The following is a 23,395-nucleotide window of genomic DNA, read 5'->3' as shown; positions in this document are numbered from 1 at the left end:
TGTCGCGGTGTGCGAACAGTGCGGCGCCACCCCCGCGCAGGCGCCCTCCGCGGTGTGCGCCGGCCCGCCCCGCGTGTCACGCGGGGTGATCGGCCGGATGGGTCAACTCCGGGAATTCCCAAGGGCGTCGGGGTTCCCCCGGACGGCCGAACACCGTGGGTCAGCAGCGGCCTCCGCCTCTCCCGACCGAGATCATCGCCTGGCGTGTCAACTTCCAGCCGTCGCCGTGTCGTTCGACGTATCCAAGTGCTCGGAGTTCGTACAGCCTCGCGATCGCCTCGTCCTGCGTCGTCTGCGCCTCCCGGGCGATCTCCGCGGGGGGTGACGCGCGGCGGGCGGGCAGGGCGGCCAGGACCCGCCGGGCGGCGGGGTGCAGCAGGTCGCGAGGGAGCACGGGGCCGCGGCGGGGCGGGGCCAGGTCGCCCATGTCGCCGACCAGCTCGACGACCTCGGCGGGGTCGGTGACCAGGACGGCCTCACCCCGCAGCAGCTCGTGCACCCCCGCCGAGAGCGCGCTGGTGGCCGGGCCGGGGACGCCCATCGTGAAGCGGCCGAGGCGCTGGGCGGCGCGGGCCGTGACCAGGGAGCCGCTGCGGTGGGCGGCCTCGACGACCACCGTGCCGCGGGTGAGGGCGGCGATCACCCGGTTGCGGAGGATGAACCGGCTGGGTGTCGGATGGTCGCCGGGCGGCAACTCCCCGACGACCAGGCCCTGTTCCGCGATCCTGCCGATCAGCTCGGCGTGGCCGCGCGGATAGGGGCGGTCGACTCCGCAGGCCAGGACGGCGACGGTGGCGCCGCCCGCGCCGAGGGCACCGCGGTGGGCTGCGCCGTCCACGCCGTAGGCTCCGCCGGAGACCACGACCCAGCCGCGTTCGGCGAGGCCCGCGGAGAGGGTGGCGGCCATGTGGGCGCCGTACTCGGTGCAGGCGCGGGCGCCGACGACCGCGACGGAGCGCAGGGCCCATATCCGCAGGCTGGGCCGGCCGCGGACCCAGAGCCCGATCGGGCGGGCGTCCCCGAGGTCGTCGAGCTGGCCGGGCCACTCGGTGTCCCCCGGGCACACGAACCGCACGCCGGCGCGGCGGGCGACCTCCAGGTCCGCGCGGGGTTCGGCCCGCGCCGCCCGGGCGACCAGCCCCGCCCAGCGCACCGCGCTCGCCCCGGGCAACGCCCTCCCGCCCTCGCGCAGCCGCCGCACCACCTCCCCCACCCCGAACTCCCGCACCCACCTCCCCCCGACCTCGTCCCCGGGCTCGACAACCCGCCCCAGAAAAACCCGCCCGACCAACTCAGCGTCCGGGGTGTCCTCCTCGCTCACGTCAGCGCCCCGATGGCCATGGGCACACCCCTCGGGACCCCGGTGCGCAGTTGCAGGGCGAGGGCGACGTCGGTGGCGTCCGGCCGGTCGTGACCGACCAGGTCGGCCACCGTCCAGGCCACGCGCAGGACCCGGTCGAGCCCCCGCGCCGTCAGCACACCCCGTTCCAGGTTCCGCTCGGCCTCGTCCATGGCACCGGTCATGGCGTGCCAGCGGGTGCGCAGCTCCCTGCCGGGCACCTCGCTGTTGGTGCGCCACGGCGTTCCGGCCAGGCGGGCCGCCGCGCGTTCCCGGGCGGCGCGGACCCGGCCGGCGACCGTCGCCGTGGACTCGCCCCGGGCCCCCGGCTCGGTCAGCTCCGCCCGGGTGACGGGGTCGACCTCCACCCTGAGGTCCACACGGTCGAGCAGGGGGCCGGACAGCCGTGCCTGGTAGCGGCGGATCGCCGAGGGTGGGCACTCGCAGAGGGCGTCGCGCTGGGAGAACCGGCCGCACGGGCACGGGTTGGCCGCCAGCACCATCAGGAAGCGGGCCGGGAAGCGCACCACGCCCGCGCTGCGCGCGATCACGACGTGACCCGCCTCCAGCGGCTGGCGCAACGCGTCCAGGGTCTGGCTGTGGAACTCCGGCGCCTCGTCCAGGAACAGCACGCCCCGGTGGGCCAGTGAGACGGCACCGGGGCGGGCGATGCCCGGTCCACCGCCGACCAGCGACTGCATCGTGGCCGAGTGGTGCGGGGCGCAGTAGGGCGCGACGTCGATGAGGGGCTTGCCCGGGGGCAGCAGACCGGCGACCGAGTGCACCGCCGTGACCTCCAGCGACTCCTCCCGCCTGAGCCGGGGCAGGACGGCGGGCAGCCGTTCCGCGAGCATGGTCTTGCCCGCGCCGGGCGGTCCCTCCAGGAACAGGTGGTGGCCACCCGCTGCGGACACCTCCACCGCCGTGCGCGCCGAGGTCTGGCCCACGACGTCGGCGAGGTCGTGATCCTGGTCGTGCTGTGCGGCGCCGAGGCTGTGCATGCCGGTGGCGGCTCCGGTTCCGGGCACGCGCAGGCCGGCCAGGAGCGGGTCGGGACGCCCCGCCACGTCCGGCTCCTCGTCGGGCACGGGTTCGTCCGTGAGCACGGCGACGAGTTGCCGGAGGCTGCGGATGCCGAGCACCGAGACCCCGGGCACCAGGGAAGCCTCGGCGGCGGCGCATTCGGGGACCACCACCTGCTCGTATCCGGCGTCGGCCGCGGCCAGCACCGCCGGCAGGATGCCCCGCACCGGGCGCACCCGTCCGTCCAGCCCCAGTTCGCCGATCATCACGATGTCCGCGAGGACCCGCGGGTCGATCCGCTCCGCGGCTCCGAGCACGGCGCACGCGACGGCCAGGTCGAAGCCGCTGCCCGCCTTCGGCACGGAGGCCGGGCTGAGGCCCACCGTGAGTTTCTTCTGCGGCCACTCGCCGCCCGAGTTCACGACGGCCGCGCGCACGCGGTCCCGGCTCTCCGTCAGGCTCTTGTCCGGCAGGCCCACCAGGGTGAAGGCCGCCACGCCCGGTTCCAGGTCCGCCTGGACCTCGACGACCACACCCTCCACTCCGACCAGGGCGACCGAGCAGGTGCGGGCGAACGCCATCAGGCCACCCCCCGCGCGTGCTCGACCACGGGGGCGCCGCGGTCGGGGAGGAGGACGCCCACCAGGTCGATGCGGACGCCGCCGGGCGGGGCGCCTCCGTGGGTGTGGATCCAGCGTTGCGCGAGGTCGCGCAGGCGGGTCGCCTTCTCCGGGGTCACCGCGGCCATCGGGTGTTCGTAGCCGCCCCCGCGCCGGGTCTTCACCTCGCAGACGACGAGTGTGTCCCCGTCCCGGGCCACGATGTCGATCTCACCGGACCTGCCGCTGCGCCAGTTGCGCTCCAGGACCGTCATCCCGGCCTCGGACAGCCGCCGGGCGGCCAGGTCCTCGCCGTACTTGCCGAGTGCGCTGCGTGCCTGCTGCGTCTTCATGTCGGCACCACCTCCGGCGCCAACCGTCACGCATCACACCCCAAGAATTGGATCTTGGTGGATCACCGGACGCATGTGGAAAACTCCGTCACCCGTACGTGTGACAGAACATGTGACAGGAGCGCCCGGCTCAGCCGCCCGGCAGCTCCAGGTCGCTCTTGTTCAGCTCCTCGATGTTCACGTCCTTGAACGTGAGGACGCGGACCTGCTTGACGAAGCGAGCCGGCCGGTACATGTCCCAGACCCAGGCATCCGCCATCGTCACCTCGAAGAACACCTCACCCTGCACCGAGTGCACCTGCATCTCGTAGTCATTGGTGAGATAAAAACGCCGCTCGGTCTCGATCACATATTTGAACAGACCGACGACATCGCGGTACTCCCGGTAGAGCTTCAGCTCCATCTCGGTCTCGTACTTCTCGAGGTCCTCGGCGCTCATGGCATGTTCCCCTTCAGCCGTGCGATCCCCCCATTGTGCGCCAGTCCCGCGTGCCTCTAGACGATTTCCGTGTCAAGGGTCACAGGGCAGGCCGGGGGACCTTCGTCGAGCAGCCGACGCAGCAGCTCGGCGAGTCTGGTCGGGTACACAGTCTCATGCGCCCGGGTCAGTTCCTGACAGGTCCACCACCTTGCCCCCGCGACACTGCGCCGCTCCAGCTCGGTGAGGCCCGCGCCCACGGTCGCCGTCTGCGTCGTACGCGCGAGGAAGTACCACTCGTCCTGGTCCCAGCGGCGGCCCGCGAACGGGAACGAGCACCTGCGCCGCCACAGCACCGGCCCCAGCTCGACCTCCGTGATGCCGGTCTCCTCGGCCAGTTCCCGCAGCGCCGCCTCCGCGCGGCTCTCCTCCCCCTCCAGACCGCCGCCGGGCGTGAACCACCAGTCGTCGGCCGGATCGTCCGGCTCATGGCCGTGCAGGAGCAGGATCCGGTCCTCCGGGTCGAGCAGCACCACCCGGGCCACCTTGCGCAGCCCCCGCCCCTCGAACTCGTCGGCCCGGCCACTCGCCCCGGCCCGATCGGCCCGGCCGGCGTCGTCGGACGCCTCCGCCCCCGTCGCCTCAGCGGGCACCGACGGGCTCCGGGCGGGTGCGGGAGCGGGAGCCGCCCAGGCGCTTGGCGACCGGTCCGTACGCCCCGCCGCCGAGGACGAGGACGGCGCCGACGACGATCACGGCGACGATCATGCGCAGCGGGCCCGGCTGCGACAGCGTGCCCAGGGCCTCGAAGCCGGTCGGCCGGCCCAGCATGCCCTTCATCGGCCAGGCGACGGCGTCGACGCGGGCGTTCACCGCGTCGCGGGAGACCGTGCCGCTCGCCGCGTCGGTGAGGTGGGCCGTGGAGTCGAGGGAGCCCTGGCGTTCGTCGCCGAGCAGGAACAGCCGGCCCTCGGGGACCTTCACGGTCGGGAAGCCACTGACCTCGGCGAGGGAGCCCTTGGGCAGGTACGGCTCGTCGATCGGCTTGCCGTCGACGGTCAGCTTGCCGTCGGTGCAGCAGGCCACGGTGTCGCCGCCGACCGCGACGACGCGCTTGACCACGTCCGCGTCGGCGATCCAGGTCTTGTCCTTGAAGACGACCACGTCACCGCGGCGCACCTCGCCGCCGTCGACCCGCTGGGCCAGGACGCGGTCGCCGACGCCGATGGTCGGGGACATCGAGCTGGTGGGCACGGTGTACGGCCGGTAGACGACCGCGCCCCAGACGAATCCGCCGAGGAACAGCACCAGGCCCAGTGCCACGGCCACGCCCGACAGCGTCTGTCCGAGCCGGCCGCCGGACCGCGCCGTGCCGCTGCCCCCGCTGCCACCGCCGCTGTACGGGGCCGTACGTGTCGTGCTCTCGCCACCCATGGACCCGCACCCTACCCGGCGGTACCGAACGGGGGCAGCCCCTCTCCCGGCGGCCGGACCACAAGCTGCCCAAGGTCTTCACAGGCGCGGGCCGGAAGACGACCGGCCCCCGCCGCCACGGCCGCCGGGAGGCGGAACCGGGCCGACGGGGGCCGTGACACTCTGTGCGTCAGGGACGGTCGGTCGCCACCGTGCCCCGGGTCTTCGTCACCATGGCCTTCGCCCGCCGGCGGCGCCAGACCGCCACCGGGAGGACGCCCACCAGGGCGACGCCCTGCGGGGCCACCGAGAGCGACGCGGCGGCGGACGACTGGTCGCCCAGGCCCGGCTGGTCGAAGGTGTCCGGGACCGGCAGGGTGCCCCAGCGGTTGATCGGCCACGCCTTGACGATCGCGCGGCCCACGACCTTGTCCACCGGGACCATGCCGTGGTTCTTGTCGCCCTGGTTGTAGCGCGAGTCGCGGGAGTTCTGGCGGTGGTCGCCCATCACCCAGATGTAGCCCTTGGGGATCTTCACCTTGAACTGGCCGCCCTGGTCGTCGACCGTGCAGGGCGTGTTGCCCGGGTACACGTACGGCTCGTTCAGCGCCTTGCCGTTGACCGTCAGCGGGCCGGAGTTCTTGCACTCGACGGTGTCGCCGCCGACGCCGATCACGCGCTTGATGAGGTCCTTCTCCTCCGCGGACGGCATCAGGCCGATCCAGCTGAGGCCCTTCTGGAAGATGTTCGGGACGGGCGTCGGCTCACCGGCCAGCCAGTCGTCCGGGTCATGGAAGACGACGACCTCGCCGCGCTCGGGCTCGGAGCCGAACCACGGGGTGAGCTTGTCGACGAGGACGCGGTCACCCTGCTGGAGGGTGTTCTGCATCGAGTCCGAGGGGATCGAGAACGCCTGCACCAGGAACGTCTTGATCAGCAGCGCCAGCACCAGGGCGATGACGACCAGGATCGGCAGTTCCTTCCAGAAGGAACGCGGCTTGGGCGGCTGCCCGGACACCGCGCGCGACCCCTGCTCCGGCGGCACCCGCCCACCGGACGTCGTACCGTCGTCGGGCGCTCCGGAGTCACTCCCGGAGGTCACGGTTCCGTCCGTCGCGGGGACGTTCGCCTCCGCGGGACGCCCGCGGTGCTCCTCGCCGTCGTGCCCGGACCGTGCGCCGACCGCCACATCCCCCACGCCAACTCCTTACTCCGTACCGCCGCCTGCCCCGGACGCGACGCAGGCCCACCACTCCCATAACGAGCGGGAGTTCCGCAGGGGTCGGGAGCTGGACGGATCCGTCGGGATCGTCGGAGGCAACCCTATGCGACAGCCGAGCGGCCGCGGTCGACCCCGACACGGAGTCGGAGACGCTTGCAAAGGTTTTAGGTTCCCGCAGCGTGGTCCAGTGGCCGATGGGCCAGCCGATCAGCATGGCGCGGCCCACCACGGACTGCTCCGAGACCGTACCGCCGTAGTCGGTGTCCTGGTGCGCGCGGGAGTCCGCGGAGTTGTCACGGTGGTCGCCCATGACCCACAGCCGACCCTTGGGCACGGTGATGTCGAAGGGGGTGCTGGAGGGCGAATTGCCGGGGAACAGGTAGTCGCCCTCGGTCAGCGGGACGCCGTTGACGGTGACCCGGCCCTGGGTGTCGCAGCACTTGACGTGGTCGCCGCCCACACCGATGACCCGCTTGATGAGGTCCTTCTCGTTGTCGGAGGGCAGCAGTCCGATGAAGGTGAGGCCCTCCTTGACCTGCTTGACGACGACGGGGTCGTTCTTCTTGACGGTCTGCTCGTCGCCGAGCCAGCCGCCGGGGTCGTGGAAGACGACGACGTCCCCGCGCTGCGGCTTGGAGCCGAACCACGGGGTGAGCTTGTCGACCAGCACGCGGTCGCCGATCCGGATGGTCTGCTCCATGGAGCCCGAGGGGATCACGAACGCCTGGAGGAGGAAGGTCTTGAGGACCAGCGCTATCAGGACGGCCACGCCGACCAGCAGCGGGATCTCCTTGACGGCGCCACGTCTGCGCCGGCGCTTGACCTTGCGCTGGAGCTTGCGCCGGTCCGCGCGGGAGCGTCCGTCGAACCGGCTGGCGGCACGGCGGACGCCGGTGGGCAGCAGGTTGTCGGCGGCGCTGACGGGCACACCGCGCGGTTTGCCGCGGTTACCCATGCGCGCCCTCCCGGGAGGCGGAGGTCCGCGCGGACGCCGCGGGCACCCGCGCGTAGGCGGCGGGCCGGTGCAGCCGGGTCCAGTGGCCGGCGGGCCAGGCGATCCAGTCGGCCCGCCCCACGACCTCACCGACGGGGACCATGCCGCCGCCCGGGGAGCCGAGGTGGTCGCGGGAGTCGCTGGAGCGGCCGCGGTGGTCGCCGAGGAGGAAGAGTCTGCCCGGGGGCACGACGACGTCGAAGGGCACCCGGGACGGGGTGTCTCCGGGGTAGAGGAACGCCGACTCGTCGACGGACCGGCCGTTCACCTCGACCCTGCCCTCCTTGTCGCAGCACAGCACATGGTCTCCCCCCACACCGACAACGCGTTTGATGTAGTCCGCGTCCCCGAAGTAGCCGGTGCCGTCGAACACGACGACGTCGCCGCGCCGCGGTTCGGCACCAAAACGGTACGCCAACTTATTTACGAGAACGCGGTCCCCGATCCTCAATCCGCGCTCCATGGATCCGCTCGGAATCTCGAACGGCTGCACGACGAAGGCGTTGAGGAGCAGCAGGAAGACCAGGCAGACGAGGATCGTGAGGGTGATCCGGCCACCGGGCACCCATTCGTCGATCAGGGCCGGCAACGCGAAACGCGACCGTTCCTCCACGGCCTCCGGAAGGGGGCGGGAGGAGCGGTCGCGCTCCGTCGGCTGTGCTTCGGTGTCCATCGCAGCCAGATGGTATCCGGCTTGCCCATGAACCCCTCAGCGTGTTCAGTTGTCGCGCTTCTCCTTGATCTTCGCGGCCTTGCCGCGCAGGTCACGCAGGTAGTAGAGCTTGGCGCGACGCACGTCACCGCGGGTGACGAGCTCGATCTTCTCCACGATCGGGGTGTGCACCGGGAAGGTGCGCTCGACGCCGACGGAGAAGGAGACCTTGCGGACCGTGAAGGTCTCGCGGACACCGGAGCCCTGGCGGCGGATCACCACGCCCTTGAACTGCTGCACACGGGAGCGGTTGCCCTCGATGACGCGGACGTGGACGTTGACGGTGTCACCCGGGCGGAAGGCCGGGACGTCGCTGCGCAGCGACGCGGAGTCGACGGTGTCGAGCAGGTGAGACATGTTCGTCTGCTTTCTTCGCTGATGCCACAGGTCATCAACGGGAACTAGGTTTCCGTGAGGTCTGCCGTGCGGGCCGGTGCGGGCGTCGTGACCCCCTGTGGCAGGGGCGCACCGCCGGGCGTACGCACAACAGCGGGCTATTCTTCCACGTCGTCCGGCCTGCGCCAAAATCGGCCGTACGGCTCCCCCTCCGGGTCCGGGGCCCAGCCCAGGATGGAGAGCATCTCGCGGTCCTTCTTGTCGAACGCCTTGGGGTCGCAGCGCTCGATCAGGTCGGGCCGGTGGGCGGTGGTGCGCCGCAGGGCCTCGTCGCGGCGCCAGCGGCCGATCTTCCCGTGGTGGCCGCTGAGCAGCACCTCGGGGATGCCGAGGCCGCGCCAGACGGGCGGCTTGGTGTAGACGGGGCCCTCCAGGAGGCTCGCCATCGCGCCGGGCGCGAAGGAGTCGTCCCGGTGGGACTCGGCGTTGCCGAGGACACCGGGCAGCAGCCGGGCGACGGCCTCCGTGATCACGAGGACGGCCGCCTCGCCGCCGGCCAGGACGTAGTCGCCGATGGACACCTCGTACACCGGCAGCCGGGTCGTGTACTCGTCCGTCACCCGGCGGTCGATGCCCTCGTAGCGGGCCGGTGTGAAGATCAGCCAGGGGCGTGCGGAGAGCTCGACGGCCAGTTCCTGGGTGAAGGGACGGCCGCTGGGGGTGGGGACGACGAGCGCCGGGGCGTGCGCGCCGCTCTCGTAGCCGTCGGCGAGGACGGTGTCGAGGGCGTCGCCCCAGGGCTCGGTCTTCATGACCATGCCCGGTCCGCCGCCGTAGGGGGTGTCGTCGACGGTGTTGTGGCGGTCGTAGGTCCATGCGCGCAGGTCGTGCACCTGCACGTCGAGCTGTCCGCGCGCGCGGGCCTTGCCGACGAGGGAGACGTTCAGCGGGTCGAGGTACTCGGGGAAGATCGTGACGACGTCGAGGCGCATCAGGACCCGTCCCGTTCGGAGGCGATCTCCGCGCGGTCGTCGATGAGACCGGGCGGCGGGTCGATGACGGCCCGCTGCTCCTCCAGGTCGATCTCGGTGACGATCTCCTCGACGAAGGGGATCAGCACCTCGCTGCCGTCGGGCCGTTCGACGATGAACAGGTCCTGGGAGGGCAGGTGCGAGATCTCGGTGATCCGGCCCACCTCCGTCCCGTCCACGGTGACCACGTCGAGGTCCATGAGCTGGTGGTCGTAGTACTCGTCCTCGCCCTCGGGCAGTTCCTCCGGGTCGATCTCGGCGATCAGGAGGGTGTTGCGCAGGGCCTCGGCGGCGGTGCGGTCGCCGACACCCTCGAAGCGCAGGAGGAGCCGGCCGCTGTGCACCCGGCCGGTCGCGATGGTGAGCGGTCCCGCGCCGGCGGGATCGGTGGCGAGCACGGCACCGGGGGCGAGTCGGAGTTCCGGCTCGTCGGTGCGGACCTCCACGGTGACCTCGCCCTTGATGCCGTGGGCGCGGCCGACCCGTGCGACTACCAGCTGCACTGTGCTTGTTCTCCTGTCGGGAAACTTCTCATACGACCGCGGGCCGGGGAGGGCCCAGTGGCCCTCCCCGGCCCGAGCCGGATGCGATGAAGCGTCAGCGGACGTGGTCCACGTCGACGAGGTCGACACGGACACCGCGGCCGCCGATGGCGCCCACGACGGTGCGCAGGGCGCGCGCGGTGCGGCCGTTGCGACCGATCACCTTGCCGAGGTCGTCGGGGTGGACCCTGACCTCCAGCACGCGCCCGCGGCGCAGGTCGCGCGAGGCGACCTGCACATCGTCAGGGTTGTCGACGATGCCCTTCACGAGGTGCTCAAGCGCCTCTTCGAGCATGCTGCTCAGGCCTCGGTCGACTCGGAGGACTCGGCGGCGGCCTCGTCCTTCTTCTCGGCCTTCTTCTTCTGGGTGATCGCCTCACCCTTGCCCTCGTCGTCGCCGCCGAGAGCCTCGAACGACGGACGCGTGCTCTTCACCTCGGCGACGAGCAGCGGAGCCGGGGCGGGCTCGCCCTTGAACTTCTGCCAGTCGCCGGTCTTCTTCAGGATCGCGAGCACGGGCTCGGTGGGCTGGGCACCGACGCCGAGCCAGTACGCCACGCGGTCGGCGTCCACCTCGATGACCGACGGGTTGTACGTCGGGTGGTACTTGCCGATCTCCTCGATCGCACGGCCGTCACGGCGGGTGCGGGAGTCGGCGACGACGATGCGGTAGTGAGGCGAACGGATCTTGCCCAGACGCTTCAGCTTGATCTTGACTGCCACGGGAGTGGGTTCTCCTGGATTTGACGTGGTTGGGCACGGCGAGAATGCCGCGTGGGGTTGCGGTACCCGAGTGCCCGATGGACGCGTCAGCCGGAGGAGAGAGGGGTCCTGTGCGGCTGTCGAGTACAGCTAGCCATTGTGCCACACCCGGCAGGCCACTTTCGGCCGAGGGGCATGGGACCGTGGCCGGGCAGGCGGAAGCGGCACCCGGCGTGGAGGTGACCGTACGTCGGGTGCGCTGCCCGGACCGCTGTCGCCCGCGAGCCGGCACCCACGAGATGCCGGTGTGTCGCGGCGACCGGTCAGGCCGCTCCCACGACCTCCGGGATGCGGAAGGGCTTGCCGCAGCCGCCGCAGACGATCGGGGCCTGGGCGAGGACCGAGGGCACCACCCTGACGTTGCGCCCGCAGTCGCACACCGCCTTGACGCGGACGCCGCCACCGGAGGAGCCGTGCCGCGCGGCCGGGCCGCGGAAGGTGCGGGAGGTGTCGGAGGAGGTGGCCGCCGTGTGGGCCTTCAGGGCGCGCTGGAGCCGCTCGATGGTCGGGCGGTAGCGACGCTTCGCCTCGGCGTTGAGCGTCACCAGCGAGAAGCCGCTGCTCGGATGCGGTTCGTCGGGGTGGTCCAGACCCAGCTCCTCGGCGATGGCGAGGAACCGGCGGTTGTGGTATCGGCCGGCGCGGGAGGTGTCGCGGACCCCACGGGCGGCTGCGATGCCGTGGACTGCTTCGTGAAGCAGCCGTTCGAAGGAGAGTTCGTGACCGCACGCGGACGACGACTCCCCGATCAGGGACTCTGGCGCGGCAAGGTCCGGCAGCTCGGGGTGGTACCGCTGAATGTCGGCCCACGCCTCTGCCAGCTCTGCGGCGAGTACAGGTGGTGTCTGTGTCGTGCTCACGTAATGACAACGAGCCGGGGTGCCGCTGTGTTCCGATTCCGGGGCATCCCAAATAATTTGCACGTACCCGTCAGTTGCCGCTGATGTGTCCTGACGAGGGCGGGTGCGCTGATCTGCGGAGAAGCCTCACAGCTCATACCAAGCCGGTACGTAGCCCGACGTACGACCCCGCGCGTAGATCGCGTCCGCACACGGTGACGGCGGTGGCCGACGGAAACGCAAGGGGCGTTTCGGCCGCTCTCGGACCGCGGGCCCGCCCCACCGGTGGCCGTACGCCACACGGTGACGTTACCGGGAGCGTTCCGGGGGCCGCGCACCGCCCCTCCCGGGGAAGCCGCACGTTGCCGGGATGTGAATTCTCGCCACAACGGCCGGTATGCCCCAAGCGGGACCCCTGGACCCCTGGACTAGGTCGCGAGCCGGGAGTTACCTGGCATACGGGGGGAGTGCGGGGGCACGGCAGGGGGGCACCGGAACGGCACCATCGCGACTCTCGGCGGATTGGGGCGCTTACCTATGACACCTACGCTCGTGCGACATCACCCGTCTCACACGGGAGCGACAGCCCGGGTGAACCTGTGCGCACGCGCGCGTGACTGGTCCGAGATCCAGGAGCGGATGCTGGTGCCGCTCCACGAGACCGTCCACGAGCGACTCGAAGTGGGCCCCGGCACCCGGGTGCTGGGCCTCGGCTGCGGCTCCGGACTCGCCCTGCTGACGGCGGGTTCCAGAGGAGCCGAGGTCACCGGGGTCGACTCCCGTCCGGAACTCCTCGCGCTGGCCCGCCAGCGCCTCCAGCCGGACCCGTGGGGCGCCCGCGCGCGGGCCCGCGCCCGCGTCGTCGAGGGCACACCGGGGGACGCGGCCGACGCGGAGACGCCCGCGTTCTCCCTGGTGACCGCCTTCGAGCCGATCGGCTGCCGCGCGGGCGACGCGGAGGAACTGGTGGACCTGCTCACCGCGGCGGTGCCCCTCGCACGGCGCGGGGCGGCGGTGGTGCTGACCGGCTGGGGGCCGCCGGAGCGCTGCGCCACCACGGAGGTGCTGCGGACGGTGTCGAAACCGGCCGATCCTCCGCACGGCGCGGGTGTGTGGCGTCCGGCCCACCGGGACGACCTGGAGGAGGTCGCGCAGCGGGCCGGGCTCGTACCGGACGGTTCCGGCCGGGTGTCCTGCCCGTTCGGGTACGCCGACGCCGACAGCGCCGTGCGCGGGCTGCTGTCGACGGGGCTGTTCGACGCCGCGATCGCGACGGCGGACCAGGCCCAGGTGGAGAAGGAGGTCGCGGAGGCACTGCACCCGTACCAGCGGCGGGACGGCACAGTGTGGATGCCGAACGTGTTCCGCTATCTGATCGCGCGGGTCCCGTAGGCTCCGGGCCCCGCGCCGGGAGACGACGAGGGCGCCCCTCCCCCACAGCGGGAAAGGGACGCCCTCGGGGCCCTGACGCGGACGGCTAGCCCATGAACTTCTTGAACTCGTCCGGCAGCTCGAAGTCCTGATCGCCCTGCTGGGGCAGTCCGAACGCACCGCCCTGGGCCGCGGCCTCGCGCCGCTGGGCCTCCTCCAGCTCCTGCTGCTTACGCTTCATCGGGTTGCCGGAGCGCTGCTTGCCCTTGGCCTTCTTCGGCTGCTTCTTCGTACGGCCCGGACCGCCGCCCATGCCCGGCATCCCCGGCATCCCGGGCATGCCGCCGCCCTGGGCCATGCGGGACATCATCTTGCGGGCCTCGAAGAACCGCTCGACCAGGCCCTTCACGGCGCTGACCTCGACACCGGAGCCCTTGGCGATACGGGCGCGCCGGGAGCCGTTGATGATCATGGGGTCCTGGCGCTCGCCCGGGGTCATCGACTTGATGATCGCCGCGGTGCGGTCCACGTCGCGCTCGTCGATGTTGTTGATCTGGTCCTTGATCTGCCCCATGCCGGGCAGCATGCCGAGCAGCTTGGAGATGCTGCCCATCTTCCTGACCTGCTCCATCTGGGCCAGGAAGTCGTCCAGGGTGAAGTCCTGGCCCTTCTTGGACGCCAGCTTGGAGGCCATCTTCTGGGCCTCTTCCTGGCTGAACGTCTTCTCCGCCTGCTCGATCAGGGTGAGCAGGTCACCCATGTCGAGGATGCGGGAGGCCATCCGGTCCGGGTGGAACGCGTCGAAGTCGTCGAGCTTCTCGCCGTTCGACGCGAACATGATCGGCTTGCCGGTGATCTGCCGGATCGACAGGGCGGCACCACCGCGGGCGTCGCCGTCGAGCTTGGAAAGCACCACGCCGTCGAAGCCGACGCCGTCGCGGAACGCCTCCGCCGTGTTGACGGCGTCCTGACCGATCATCGCGTCGACGACGAACAGGATCTCGTCCGGGGAGACGGCGTCGCGGATGTCGGCGGCCTGCTGCATCATCTCGGCGTCGATGCCGAGCCGGCCGGCGGTGTCGACGACGACGATGTCGTGGACCTTGGACTTCGCGAAGTCGATGGAGTCCTTGGCGACCTTGACCGGGTCGCCCACGCCGTTGCCCGGTTCGGGCGCGTACACCGCGACGCCGGCGCGCTCGGCGACGACGCTCAGCTGGTTGACGGCGTTGGGGCGCTGGAGGTCGGCGGCGACGAGCAGCGGGGAGTGGCCCTGCTCCTTGAGCCACCGGCCGAGCTTGCCCGCGAGGGTGGTCTTGCCGGCGCCCTGGAGGCCGGCCAGCATGATCACGGTGGGCGGGTTCTTGGCGAACCGCAGCCGCCGGGTCTCGCCGCCGAGGATGGCCACCAACTCGGAGTTGACGATTTTCAGAACCTGTTGGGCCGGATTGAGCGCCCTTGAGACATCAGCCCCGAGCGCCCGCTCCTTGACGTTCTTGATGAACGTCCGCACGACGGGCAGCGCCACGTCGGCTTCGAGGAGGGCGATGCGGATCTCGCGGGCCGTGGCGTCGATGTCCGCCTCGGACAACCGCCCCTTGCCGCGCAGGCTCTTGAATGTCGCTGAGAGGCGGTCGGAGAGAGTATCGAACACGGCGGCGTCGGTCCTCGGGGTCGGTGATGGCTGGGCGAATCGCCCTCCAGGGTATCCCGGCCGGGCTGAACCCGGCCCCGGTCATCCCCGCAAGGTCTCCTCCAGCTTGTGGGCCGTGGCCGTGGCCTCCTCCGGTGGGAGGGGGTCGGCGGTGGGTCCGGTGACGTAGAAGGCGTCGACCGCGTTGGCGCCCAGGGTGGACACGTGGGCGCTGCGCACGTGTACGCCCGCGTCCTCCAGGGCCCGGCCGATGCGGAACAGCAGTCCCGGGGCGTCCTGGGCGCGAACCTCGATGACGGTGGCGTGGCGGGAGGCGGCCGGGGCGACGGTGACCCGGGCGGCCGGGGCGACCCAGCCGCGCCGGCGCGGATAGGCGGCGTCGCGTTCGGCGAGGCGCCCGGCGACGTCCAGGGAGCCGTCGAGCGCCCTGACCAGGTCGGCGCGCAGCCGGGCGGCCTGGGGCAGCGAGCCGTACTCGGCGGCGACCCGCCAGTCCAGCAGCAGGACCGAGCCCTCGTCGACGTCGTGGGGCAGGCGCAGGGTGCGCAGCTCGGCCGTGCGGACGGTGAGCCGGTGCATGGCGAGCACACCGGCGACGGCGGGCAGCACGCCCGGCTGGTCCGGTACGGCGATCAGCAGCTCCACGCCGAGCGGCTCGGGTTCCCCGGTCGGCCGCTCGTCGGCGGGGGGTTCGGTCTGGGCGCGCAGCGCCAGCACGGGGCCGCCGGTGCGGAACGCCTCGATGGCGAGCCGCTCCTGTTCGGCGGTGGGGGCGACGGGCTCGGGTTCGCCGGGCTCGTCCCCCGCGAGCACGGCCGCGACGCGTGCGACCAGGTCGGCGACGAGGGAGCCCCGCCAGGACGACCAGGCGGCCGGTCCCGTGGCCAGCGCGTCGGCCTCGGTGAGCGCGTGCAGCAGTTCCAGCGTGCCCTGGGTGCCGACGGCCTCGGCGACCGAGCGCACGGTGGCGGGGTCGTCCAGGTCGCGCCGGGTGGCGGTCTCGACGAGGAGCAGGTGGTGGCGTACGAGCGTCGACAGCACGGCGACGTCGGCGCGGTCGAAGCCGATCCGGGCGGCCACGTCGCGCGCGATGATCTCGCCCGCCACCGAGTGGTCGCCGGGCCAGCCCTTGCCGATGTCGTGGAGCAGGGCCGAGACGAGGAGGAGGTCGGGGCGGCCGACGCGCCGGGTCAGCTCGGAGGCGCGGACGGCGGTCTCGATGAGGTGCCGGTCGACGGTCCAGATGTGGACGGCGTTGCGCTGGGGGCGGCAGCGGACCCGCTCCCAGTCGGGCAGCAGCCGGGTGATCAGGCCCTCCGCCTCCAGCGCCTCCCAGACGTCGACGGTCGGGCGGCCGGAGCCGAGGAGGGTGACGAGCTGTTCGCGGGCCTCGGTCGGCCAGGGCATGGGCAGGGGGCGCGCGGTGGCGGCCATGCGCCGTACGGCGTGCAGGGAGAGCGGGAGGCCGGCCTGGGCCGCGGCGGCCGCGGCGCGCAGGGGAAGCACGGGGTCGCGTTCGGGGCGGGCGGCGCGGGCGAGCACCACCTCGCCGTCCTGCTCCACGACGCCCTCGGCGAGCGGCGACCGCTCGGCGACGGGCTTGCCGCCCCCCAGCATGGCGCGCAGCCGGGGGCGGACGGCGCGGGACTTGAGCACGCGGGCCACCTCGCGCCAGGTGACGTCGCTCGCGTACGCGATGACGCGCGCCGCCTCGTACACCTGCCGCAGGAGGGTGTCGGCGTCGAGGAGGCCGAGTTCGGCGGCGACCTGGTCCTGTTCCTGGAGGGCGAGCCGGTCGGTGGCGCGGCCGGTGGTCAGGTGCAGGGCGTCGCGTACGTCGAGGAGGCGGCGGCGGGCGTCGGCGAGGCCCTCTCGGGGGGCGTCGGCGAGCCAGGACGCGGCGACGGCGCGCAGGGCGGTGGCGTCGCGCAGTCCGCCGCGGGCCTCCTTGAGGTCGGGTTCCAGGAGGTACTGGAGCTCGCCCTGGCGCCGGGCGCGCTCGGCGCACAGCTCCTGGAGTTCGGGGAGACGTTTCGGCGCCTGGTTGCGCCAGTCGGCGAGGACGGCCGTGCGCAGTCCGGCGGTGAGGCCGAGGTCGCCCGCGAGGTGGCGGGCGTCGAGCAGGCCGAGCTGCACCTTGATGTCCTCGCCCGCGGTGCGGCGGGCCTCGGCGGGGGTGCGCACGGAGTGGTCGAGGGCGAGCCCCAGGTCCCAGACCGGGTACCAGAGGCGGTCGGCGAGGGCCGCGACGGCGGCGGGGTCGCCGCCGTCGTGCAGGAGCAGGAGGTCGAGGTCGCTGCGCGGGGACAGCTCCCCGCGGCCGTAGCCGCCGACGGCGACCAGGGAGACACCGCGCAGTCCGCCGACGCCCGCGTCGAACAGTCCCGACAGCCAGTCGTCGGTCAGTTCCGCGAGGGCCGCACGGCGCGGCGGCCCGGACCGCGCCCCCTCACCGAGGAGGCGCAGCCGGGCCGCCGCGTAACCGCCGGGTCCCGAGTCCTCTGCGTCTTCACGAACGTCCGTGCTCGTCACCCAGCGACTCCTGTCCTTCACTTGTCGGCCGGCGAGGCCGGTCAGAGCGCGTCCGGGCCGCGCTCGCCGGTGCGGACCCGTACGGCCGTCTCGACCGGCAGGGACCAGACCTTGCCGTCACCGATCTTGCCGGTGCGGGCGGCCTTGACGATGACGTCGATGAGCTGTTCGGCGTCGTCGTCCTCGGCCAGCACCTCGATACGGATCTTGGGGACGAGGTCGACCGTGTACTCGGCGCCGCGGTAGACCTCGGTGTGTCCCCTCTGACGACCGTAACCGCTCGCCTCGGTCACCGTCAGGCCGTGCACGCCGAACGCCTGGAGGGCTTCCTTGATCTCGTCGAGCCGGTGCGGCTTCACGACGGCGGTGATGAGCTTCATGCGTCCACCTTCTTGCCGGCCGTACCGGCCAGGGCCGGAGCGGAGGATCCGACGACACCGCCGCCGGTGCCGCTGAAGTCGTATGCGGTCTCGGCGTGCTCGGCCTGGTCGATGCCGGACACCTCCTCGTCCTCGGGGACCCGCATGCCGATGGTCTTGTCGAGGAGGAAGGCGAGGATCGCGGAGGCCACCAGGGAGTAGGCGAGGACGGCGAAGACGCCCGCGCACTGCTTCCAGAACTGGTCCATGCCGCCGCCGTAGAAGAGGCCCTCGACGTCGGACTGGCCCTTGCCGCTGGCGAAGAAGCCGATCAGCAGGGAGCCGACGACACCGCCGACCATGTGGACGCCGACGACGTCGAGCGAGTCGTCGAAGCCGAACTTGTACTTGAGGCCGACGGCCATGGCGCACAGGACACCGGCGATGGCGCCGACGGCGATCGCGCCGAGCGGGGAGACCGCGCCGCCGGACGGGGTGATGGCGACGAGACCGGCGACCGCGCCGGAGGCGGCGCCCAGCGTGGTGAACGCGCCGTGGCGGATCTTCTCGTAGGCGAGCCAGGCCAGCATGGCGGCGGCGGTGGCGATCTGGGTGTTGACGAACATCAGCGGGCCGACGCCGTCGTCGTTGCCGAGCCAGGAGCCGGCGTTGAAGCCGAACCAGCCGAACCACAGGAGACCGGCGCCGAGCATGACCAGCGGGAGGCTGTGCGGACGCATCGGGTCCTTCTTGAAGCCGACGCGCTTGCCGATGACGAGGATGACACCGAGGGCCGCGGCACCCGCGTTGATGTGGACCGCCGTACCGCCGGCGAAGTCGATCACGCCGAGGTCGAAGGCCCAGCCGCCGGTGCCCCAGACCCAGTGCGCGACCGGGAAGTACACGATCGTGACCCACAGGACGAGGAAGATCGCCCATGCGGAGAACTTGACGCGGTCGGCGAGCGCACCGCTTATCAGGGCCGGGGTGATGATCGCGAACATCAGCTGGAAGACCGCGAAGACGAAGACCGGGATCGTGTAGCCGTCCCAGAGGGCGCCCTTGTCGATGCCGCTGAACCCGACGAAGTCGGAGGTCCAGCCGATGAGGGAGCCCTTGTCGGTGCCGAAGGCCATCGAGAAGCCGTAGAGCACCCACAGGATGGTGACGATGCCCAGGCTGATGAAGCTCATCATCAGCATGTTCAGGGTGCTCTTGACGCGGACCATGCCTCCGTAGAAGAAGGCCAGGCCCGGTGTCATGAGCATCACCAGGGCGGAACAGATCAGCATGAAGCCTGTGTTGGCGGACGACAGTTTGGGTGCGTCCGCCGCAAGCATGATGGCTGGTGCCATCGGCGTCTCCTCGTCGGTTGGTACGGCCCCGTGCGGGCGAAGCCTGTAAAGGTCCGGTCAGTGAGGGGTGGGCCGGTTATGCGCCATGAGATTGGCGCAGCGCGGTTTCGGTGGAAGCCCCTCGTTGTTTCGCCGGGGTGACGAAGGCGCCCTGTGTGTTACGCGTCGATGAAGTGCCGGAGGATCGCCCATGGCATCGTTATCGTGGCGCAACCTTCCGCGGAGGAAAAGAACCGGCCGCGGCGGGCCTTCCGATGACCTGGCATGGGGGAGCCGAGTCGGGCTGTTCGGGAGGACCGGCCGCGGCCGGGGCTGGGCGGGTCAGACCGCTTCCGCGGTCTCCGGGAGGTCGACGGCGAGCTGGTCGGTGAGGTCGACGACCTCCGCGAGGTCGCCGAAGTCGCGTACGGCCGTGTCGACGGTCTTGCGGATGCGGGTGTTGACGCGTTCGGAGCGGACCTTCTTGGCGATGCCCATGGCCCGTGAGGCGAGGACCGTGCTCTCCTCGGGCTCGTCGCGCAGCAGGTGGACGGTGGCGAGGCCGATGAGGTTCAGCGCGTACGACCGCTGGTGCTCGGGGTCGTCGGCGAACAGGTCCACGGCGCGGCGCATCAGGGGCTCGGCCATGGAGGCGTAGGCGGGGCTGCGGCCGGCGACGTAGGCGAGGTCGCGGAAGGAGTGGGAGTTCTCGCCGTGCAGTTCGGCCTCGGAGAAGAAGCGGATCCAGTCGGGGTCCGGCTCGTCCCACTCGTCGGCCTCGGCGAAGGTGTCCTCGGCCATCCGCACCGCCCGCTTGCACCGGCCGGGCTGGCCCATGTTGGCGTAGGCGCGGGCCTCCATCGCATACAGCATGGACTGGGTGCGGGGGCTCGCGCAGTCGCGGCTGCCGTACTGCGCGAGGTGGATCAGTTCCAGGGCGTCGTCGGGCCGGCCGAGGTGGATCATCTGGCGGCTCAGGCTGGACAGGACGTACGAGCCGAGGGGCTTGTCACCGGCCTCCTTGGCGGCGTGCAGGGCGAGCACGAAGTACTTCTGGGCGGTGGGCTGGAGCCCCACGTCGTAGCTCATCCAGCCCGCCAGTTCGGCCAGTTCGGCGGCGACCTTGAACAGCTTGAGCGCCGTGGCCTCGGGCTGGGACTCCTGGAGGAGGTCGGTGACCTCGTGGAGCTGGCCGACGACCGCCTTGCGGCGCAGGCCGCCGCCGCACTGGGCGTCCCACTGGCGGAACATCACCGTGGTCGTCTCCAGCAGCTCCAGCTCGGGCTTGGACAGCCGGCCGGGGCGGCGGGGCTCGGCCGGCTCGGGCTCCGGGAGCGGGGCGGCCGGCGAGGGGACGAGCCAGCGCTGCATCGGCTCGATGAGGGACGGGCCCGCCGACAGGGCCAGCGAGGTCCCGAGGAAGCCGCGCCGCGCCAGCATCAGGTCGCTGCGCGAGAACTCGCTGAGCAGCGCCACCGTCTGCGGGCCCGTCCAGGGCAGGTCGACGCCGGACACGGAGGGTGACTGGCGGGCGGCCCGCAGGCCGAGGTCCTCGACCGAGACGACACAGCCGAAGCGCTCGGAGAACAGGTCGGAGAGGATCCGGGGGATGGGCTCGCGGGGGTTCTCGCCGTCCAGCCAGCGGCGCACCCGCGAGGTGTCCGTGGAGATGTGGTTGGCACCCAACTGGCGGGCGCGGCGGTTGACTTGGCGGGCCAGCTCGCCCTTGGACCAGCCGCTGCGCACGAACCACGAGCCGAGCAGCTCGTTCGGGCGCTTGTCAGCGTTCGCTCCGCCACCGCCGTTGCCGCCCACTGGAACGCCCCCATCCCTGAGACCACTTGTCGCCGAGTGCGCCAAGCCCTATCAGAATGCCGGTGAATACGGCCGTCCGTCCGGGACTTCTCACCCTTCGAACGGGAACCCGCGTTGCCTCCGGCATACCCACAAGGGCATGTGCCTCCCGGCCACGTGCACACTCAAAGTAATCCTACGATCACGCGCCCAGCCATGGCGAACCTGGAAACGCCACCATTCGCCACCCCTTCGAATGAACTCACGGATACGCGGGCGCGATTGACTTGACACCGGACGACCGGAAGTGGGCGGAGCGGTGCACCAGGGGGCGCGCGGCGCCGTGCACACCACCCTCGGCACTCCAGGGCGCCGCCCGGTACCTCGCGACCACGGGGTAGGGCAGGGCCGTAGGGTCACGTTCCGCTTCCATATCGCTGCGTGGCGTAACCACCGGCGCGCTGGACCCGTTGGAGGGGGCATGGGCTTCACGATCGGCGGCATTCGCGAGATCCGCTCCGGCACGCGTCGGCGTACCCGTTCGTCGGAGTGCACCGCCGTCGCCGAGTTCACCGGTCTGTGGGGCTGGGACGTCGTACCGGGCGCCCGCGCCGCGCAGGGCGCGTGTTCCTGCGGACGGGCGGACTGCCGTACGCCGGGGGCGCATCCGCTGGAGTTCGCCCCCCAGGTCTGTGCCGGCGCCACCCTCGACGAGGTCACCAAGGCGTGGGGCGAGTTCCCGGGTGCCTCGGTGATGCTGCCCGTGGGCCGCGCGTTCGACGTGATCGAGGTCGCCGAGGCGGCCGGGCGGCGCGCGCTGGTGCGTCTTGAACGCATGGGGCTCCCCCTCGGTCCCGTCCTCGCGACCCCCGACGGCCGGGCGCAGTTCCTGGTCGCGGCGGGCGCCGCGGCCGAGCTCCCCACGCTGCTCTACCGCATGGGCTGGGACGACCCGACCTCGCTGGACCTGCGCGGCCTCGGCGCGGGCGCGTACGTCACGGCGCCGCCCTCCGACCGGGGCGGCCTGGGCCCGGTGCGCTGGCTGCGTCCGCCGGCGCTCGACTCGGTCACGCGCCCCCCGGCGGCCCGGCTGCTGCTGGGCACGCTGGCCTACGTGGCACACCGCTCCCGCGACTGAGCTCCGCCGGGGGCGCCGCGAGGTGTCGTCCGCGCACCGGCGAGCTCAGAGCGTCGCACCACGCGCGAGCGCCCGTCCCCCGATGTTTCCGGGGACGGGCGCTCGCGCGTGTGCGTGGTGAGGGGGTGGCGGTGCTCACTCCCCGATAAGGGCGTCAACGAACGCCTCCGGCTCGAAGGGGGCCAGGTCGTCGGCGCCCTCGCCGAGACCCACCAGCTTGACCGGGACTCCCAGTTCGCGCTGGACGGCGACCACGATGCCGCCCTTGGCCGTGCCGTCGAGCTTGGTCAGGACGATGCCGGTGATGTCGACGACCTCGGCGAAGACCCGGGCCTGGACGAGGCCGTTCTGCCCGGTGGTGGCGTCGAGGACGAGCAGCACCTCGTCGAGCGGCGCGTGCTTCTCGACGACACGCTTGACCTTGCCGAGCTCGTCCATGAGCCCGGTCTTGGTGTGCAGCCGACCGGCGGTGTCGATGAGCACCACGTCCACGCCCATCTCCTTGCCCTCCTTCACCGCGTCGAAGGCCACGGAGGCGGGGTCGCCCGCCTCGGGGCCGCGCACGGTGTAGGCGCCGACACGCTCGCCCCAGGTCTGGAGCTGGTCGGCGGCGGCGGCGCGGAAGGTGTCGGCGGCGCCGAGGACGACGGTGCGTCCGTCGGCCACCAGGACGCGGGCGAGCTTGCCGGTGGTGGTGGTCTTGCCGGTGCCGTTGACGCCGACGACCATCACGATGCCCGGCTTGCGGCCCTCCGGCTCGGTCTTCACGGTGCGGTCGACGTCGGTGCCGACCAGCTTGAGCAGCTCGTCACGCAGCAGGCCGCGCAGTTCGTGGGGGGTGCGGGTGCCGAGCACCTTGACGCGCTCGCGCAGCCCCTCGACCAGCTCCTGGGTGGGCTGCACCCCGACGTCGGCGGTGAGCAGCGTGTCCTCGACCTCCTCCCAGGTCTCGTCGTCGAGGTGCTCGCGCGACAGCAGCGTGAGCAGCCCCTTGCCGAGGGCGTTCTGGGAGCGCGAGAGGCGGGAGCGCAGCCGGACCAGGCGTCCGGCGGTGGGCTCCGGGATCTCGATCGCGGGGGCCTCGACGACCGGGGGTTCCTCGACGGCGGCGGGGGCACCGCCCGGGAGGTCCACCTCCTCGATCGTGCGGCGCGGTTCGTCGCGCGGGGTCTCGGCCTCGTCGCCGACGTGCGGCTCGGCAGGGGGCGCGGTGATGTCGGGCGCGGCGGGGGGCGGCGGGGGCAGCGACTTCTTGCGCCGACTGCCGATGACCAGCCCGCCGAGCACACCGAGCACGACCACGGCGATGACTACAGCAAGGATGACGGTTTCCATAACCCGACCAGTATCCCTCCCACCCCCGCGCAGGCCCGGCTGTGCGCACGTGGATTTTCCGTAGCCCCGCCCACGCGTCTCCGCCCGCAGGGAGCGACCGGTGGCCCGGAGGGCGGCGGTGCCGGGGGCGGCTCGTGGAAGCGCCGGGCGTGGGAGCACCGGACCGGTCGAAAAAGCCGACGCCCCGGCTCGGACGGGTCCGGGCCGGGGGCGGGGCGGGGGTGAGGAGAGGAGCGGCGGGGGCTCGGCCCTCTCCTCGGTCGGCGTGGGCGTCAGCCCATTTCGGTTCGCGGGG

At 72.1% G+C, this 23,395-nt stretch carries 23 protein-coding genes; 2 read left to right on the top strand and 21 right to left on the bottom strand.

Annotated elements, in window-relative coordinates; translation table 11 throughout:
• Window positions 1-160 precede the first annotated feature (160 nt).
• From dprA to AB0F77_RS19220, 15 genes are all read right to left on the bottom strand, one after another.
• Window positions 161-1,321, bottom strand: a complete 1,161-nt coding sequence (dprA, locus tag AB0F77_RS19290; protein ID WP_361949568.1) for a DNA-processing protein DprA — start codon at window positions 1,319-1,321, stop codon at window positions 161-163.
• Window positions 1,318-2,943 (bottom strand): YifB family Mg chelatase-like AAA ATPase, encoded by a 1,626-nt coding sequence (locus AB0F77_RS19285; protein WP_361949565.1) that lies wholly within the window; start codon window positions 2,941-2,943, stop codon window positions 1,318-1,320. The genes dprA and AB0F77_RS19285 overlap by 4 nt, the downstream gene beginning before the upstream one ends.
• Complete coding sequence (locus AB0F77_RS19280; protein ID WP_361949563.1) at window positions 2,943-3,344, bottom strand: YraN family protein; 402 nt, start codon at window positions 3,342-3,344, stop codon at window positions 2,943-2,945. Before AB0F77_RS19280 ends, AB0F77_RS19285 begins: the two co-directional genes overlap by 1 nt.
• 100 nt (window positions 3,345-3,444) lie before the next feature.
• Window positions 3,445-3,753, bottom strand: coding sequence for a DUF2469 domain-containing protein (locus AB0F77_RS19275; protein ID WP_014675276.1), 309 nt, complete (start codon window positions 3,751-3,753; stop codon window positions 3,445-3,447).
• 56 nt (window positions 3,754-3,809) lie between these two features.
• On the bottom strand, window positions 3,810-4,286 hold the full coding sequence (locus AB0F77_RS19270) for an NUDIX hydrolase (RefSeq protein WP_361949841.1): 477 nt from the start codon (window positions 4,284-4,286) through the stop codon (window positions 3,810-3,812).
• An 88-nt stretch (window positions 4,287-4,374) separates the two neighbouring features.
• Window positions 4,375-5,166, bottom strand: coding sequence for a signal peptidase I (gene lepB, locus AB0F77_RS19265; RefSeq protein WP_361949560.1), 792 nt, complete (start codon window positions 5,164-5,166; stop codon window positions 4,375-4,377).
• Window positions 5,167-5,335: 169 nt separating this feature from the next.
• Entirely contained in the window at window positions 5,336-6,343 is a 1,008-nt protein-coding gene (lepB, locus tag AB0F77_RS19260; RefSeq protein ID WP_361949557.1) for a signal peptidase I, read from the bottom strand.
• A complete protein-coding gene (lepB, locus tag AB0F77_RS19255; RefSeq protein ID WP_361949554.1) occupies window positions 6,231-7,322 on the bottom strand; it encodes a signal peptidase I in 1,092 nt (363 codons plus the stop codon). The genes lepB (AB0F77_RS19260) and lepB (AB0F77_RS19255) overlap by 113 nt, the downstream gene beginning before the upstream one ends.
• On the bottom strand, window positions 7,315-8,034 hold the full coding sequence (gene lepB / locus AB0F77_RS19250) for a signal peptidase I (RefSeq protein ID WP_361949551.1): 720 nt from the start codon (window positions 8,032-8,034) through the stop codon (window positions 7,315-7,317). Before lepB (AB0F77_RS19250) ends, lepB (AB0F77_RS19255) begins: the two co-directional genes overlap by 8 nt.
• 45 nt (window positions 8,035-8,079) lie before the next feature.
• On the bottom strand, window positions 8,080-8,430 hold the full coding sequence (gene rplS / locus AB0F77_RS19245) for a 50S ribosomal protein L19 (RefSeq protein WP_351323547.1): 351 nt from the start codon (window positions 8,428-8,430) through the stop codon (window positions 8,080-8,082).
• 137 nt (window positions 8,431-8,567) lie between these two features.
• Window positions 8,568-9,401: a tRNA (guanosine(37)-N1)-methyltransferase TrmD gene (trmD, locus tag AB0F77_RS19240; protein ID WP_361949548.1), complete on the bottom strand. Its 834-nt coding sequence runs from the start codon at window positions 9,399-9,401 to the stop codon at window positions 8,568-8,570.
• A complete protein-coding gene (gene rimM, locus AB0F77_RS19235) occupies window positions 9,401-9,943 on the bottom strand; it encodes a ribosome maturation factor RimM (protein ID WP_361949545.1) in 543 nt (180 codons plus the stop codon). The genes trmD and rimM overlap by 1 nt, the downstream gene beginning before the upstream one ends.
• Before the next feature lie 94 nt (window positions 9,944-10,037).
• Window positions 10,038-10,277 carry an RNA-binding protein gene (locus AB0F77_RS19230; RefSeq protein WP_005479813.1) on the bottom strand — a complete coding sequence of 80 codons (240 nt, stop codon included), beginning with the start codon at window positions 10,275-10,277 and terminating at the stop codon, window positions 10,038-10,040.
• A 5-nt stretch (window positions 10,278-10,282) separates the two neighbouring features.
• A complete protein-coding gene (rpsP, locus tag AB0F77_RS19225; protein WP_361949542.1) occupies window positions 10,283-10,705 on the bottom strand; it encodes a 30S ribosomal protein S16 in 423 nt (140 codons plus the stop codon).
• A 302-nt stretch (window positions 10,706-11,007) separates the two neighbouring features.
• Complete coding sequence (locus AB0F77_RS19220; RefSeq protein ID WP_361949539.1) at window positions 11,008-11,604, bottom strand: hypothetical protein; 597 nt, start codon at window positions 11,602-11,604, stop codon at window positions 11,008-11,010.
• A 516-nt stretch (window positions 11,605-12,120) separates the two neighbouring features.
• Between AB0F77_RS19220 and AB0F77_RS19215 the strand changes: the two genes are divergently transcribed.
• A complete protein-coding gene (locus AB0F77_RS19215) occupies window positions 12,121-12,975 on the top strand; it encodes a methyltransferase domain-containing protein (RefSeq protein WP_361949536.1) in 855 nt (284 codons plus the stop codon).
• A gap of 85 nt (window positions 12,976-13,060) precedes the next feature.
• On the opposite strand, the gene ffh is transcribed toward AB0F77_RS19215, so the two are convergent.
• The 5 genes from ffh to AB0F77_RS19190 all read right to left on the bottom strand — a co-directional run bounded on the left by ffh (window position 13,061) and on the right by AB0F77_RS19190 (window position 20,648).
• Window positions 13,061-14,608 (bottom strand): signal recognition particle protein, encoded by a 1,548-nt coding sequence (ffh, locus tag AB0F77_RS19210; RefSeq protein ID WP_361949533.1) that lies wholly within the window; start codon window positions 14,606-14,608, stop codon window positions 13,061-13,063.
• A gap of 81 nt (window positions 14,609-14,689) precedes the next feature.
• Entirely contained in the window at window positions 14,690-17,140 is a 2,451-nt protein-coding gene (locus AB0F77_RS19205; protein ID WP_361949531.1) for a [protein-PII] uridylyltransferase, read from the bottom strand.
• Window positions 17,141-17,181: 41 nt separating this feature from the next.
• Window positions 17,182-17,520 (bottom strand): P-II family nitrogen regulator, encoded by a 339-nt coding sequence (locus AB0F77_RS19200; RefSeq protein ID WP_003997576.1) that lies wholly within the window; start codon window positions 17,518-17,520, stop codon window positions 17,182-17,184.
• The gene (locus AB0F77_RS19195; RefSeq protein ID WP_361949528.1) at window positions 17,517-18,854 is read right to left on the bottom strand and encodes an ammonium transporter; all 1,338 of its coding nucleotides are present in this window, start codon (window positions 18,852-18,854) and stop codon (window positions 17,517-17,519) included. Before AB0F77_RS19195 ends, AB0F77_RS19200 begins: the two co-directional genes overlap by 4 nt.
• A gap of 321 nt (window positions 18,855-19,175) precedes the next feature.
• On the bottom strand, window positions 19,176-20,648 hold the full coding sequence (locus AB0F77_RS19190; protein WP_361949526.1) for a hypothetical protein: 1,473 nt from the start codon (window positions 20,646-20,648) through the stop codon (window positions 19,176-19,178).
• 460 nt (window positions 20,649-21,108) lie between these two features.
• Between AB0F77_RS19190 and AB0F77_RS19185 the strand changes: the two genes are divergently transcribed.
• The gene (locus AB0F77_RS19185) at window positions 21,109-21,765 is read left to right on the top strand and encodes a bifunctional DNA primase/polymerase (RefSeq protein WP_361949524.1); all 657 of its coding nucleotides are present in this window, start codon (window positions 21,109-21,111) and stop codon (window positions 21,763-21,765) included.
• A 135-nt stretch (window positions 21,766-21,900) separates the two neighbouring features.
• On the opposite strand, the gene ftsY is transcribed toward AB0F77_RS19185, so the two are convergent.
• On the bottom strand, window positions 21,901-23,100 hold the full coding sequence (gene ftsY, locus AB0F77_RS19180; RefSeq protein ID WP_361949522.1) for a signal recognition particle-docking protein FtsY: 1,200 nt from the start codon (window positions 23,098-23,100) through the stop codon (window positions 21,901-21,903).
• Window positions 23,101-23,395 lie beyond the last annotated feature (295 nt).

This window comes from Streptomyces sp. NPDC026672, from assembly GCF_040638185.1.
Classification (GTDB): domain Bacteria; phylum Actinomycetota; class Actinomycetes; order Streptomycetales; family Streptomycetaceae; genus Streptomyces.
The sequence above is the reverse complement of the archived record's forward strand: the minus strand, read 5'-3'. Positions and strand labels throughout refer to the sequence as shown.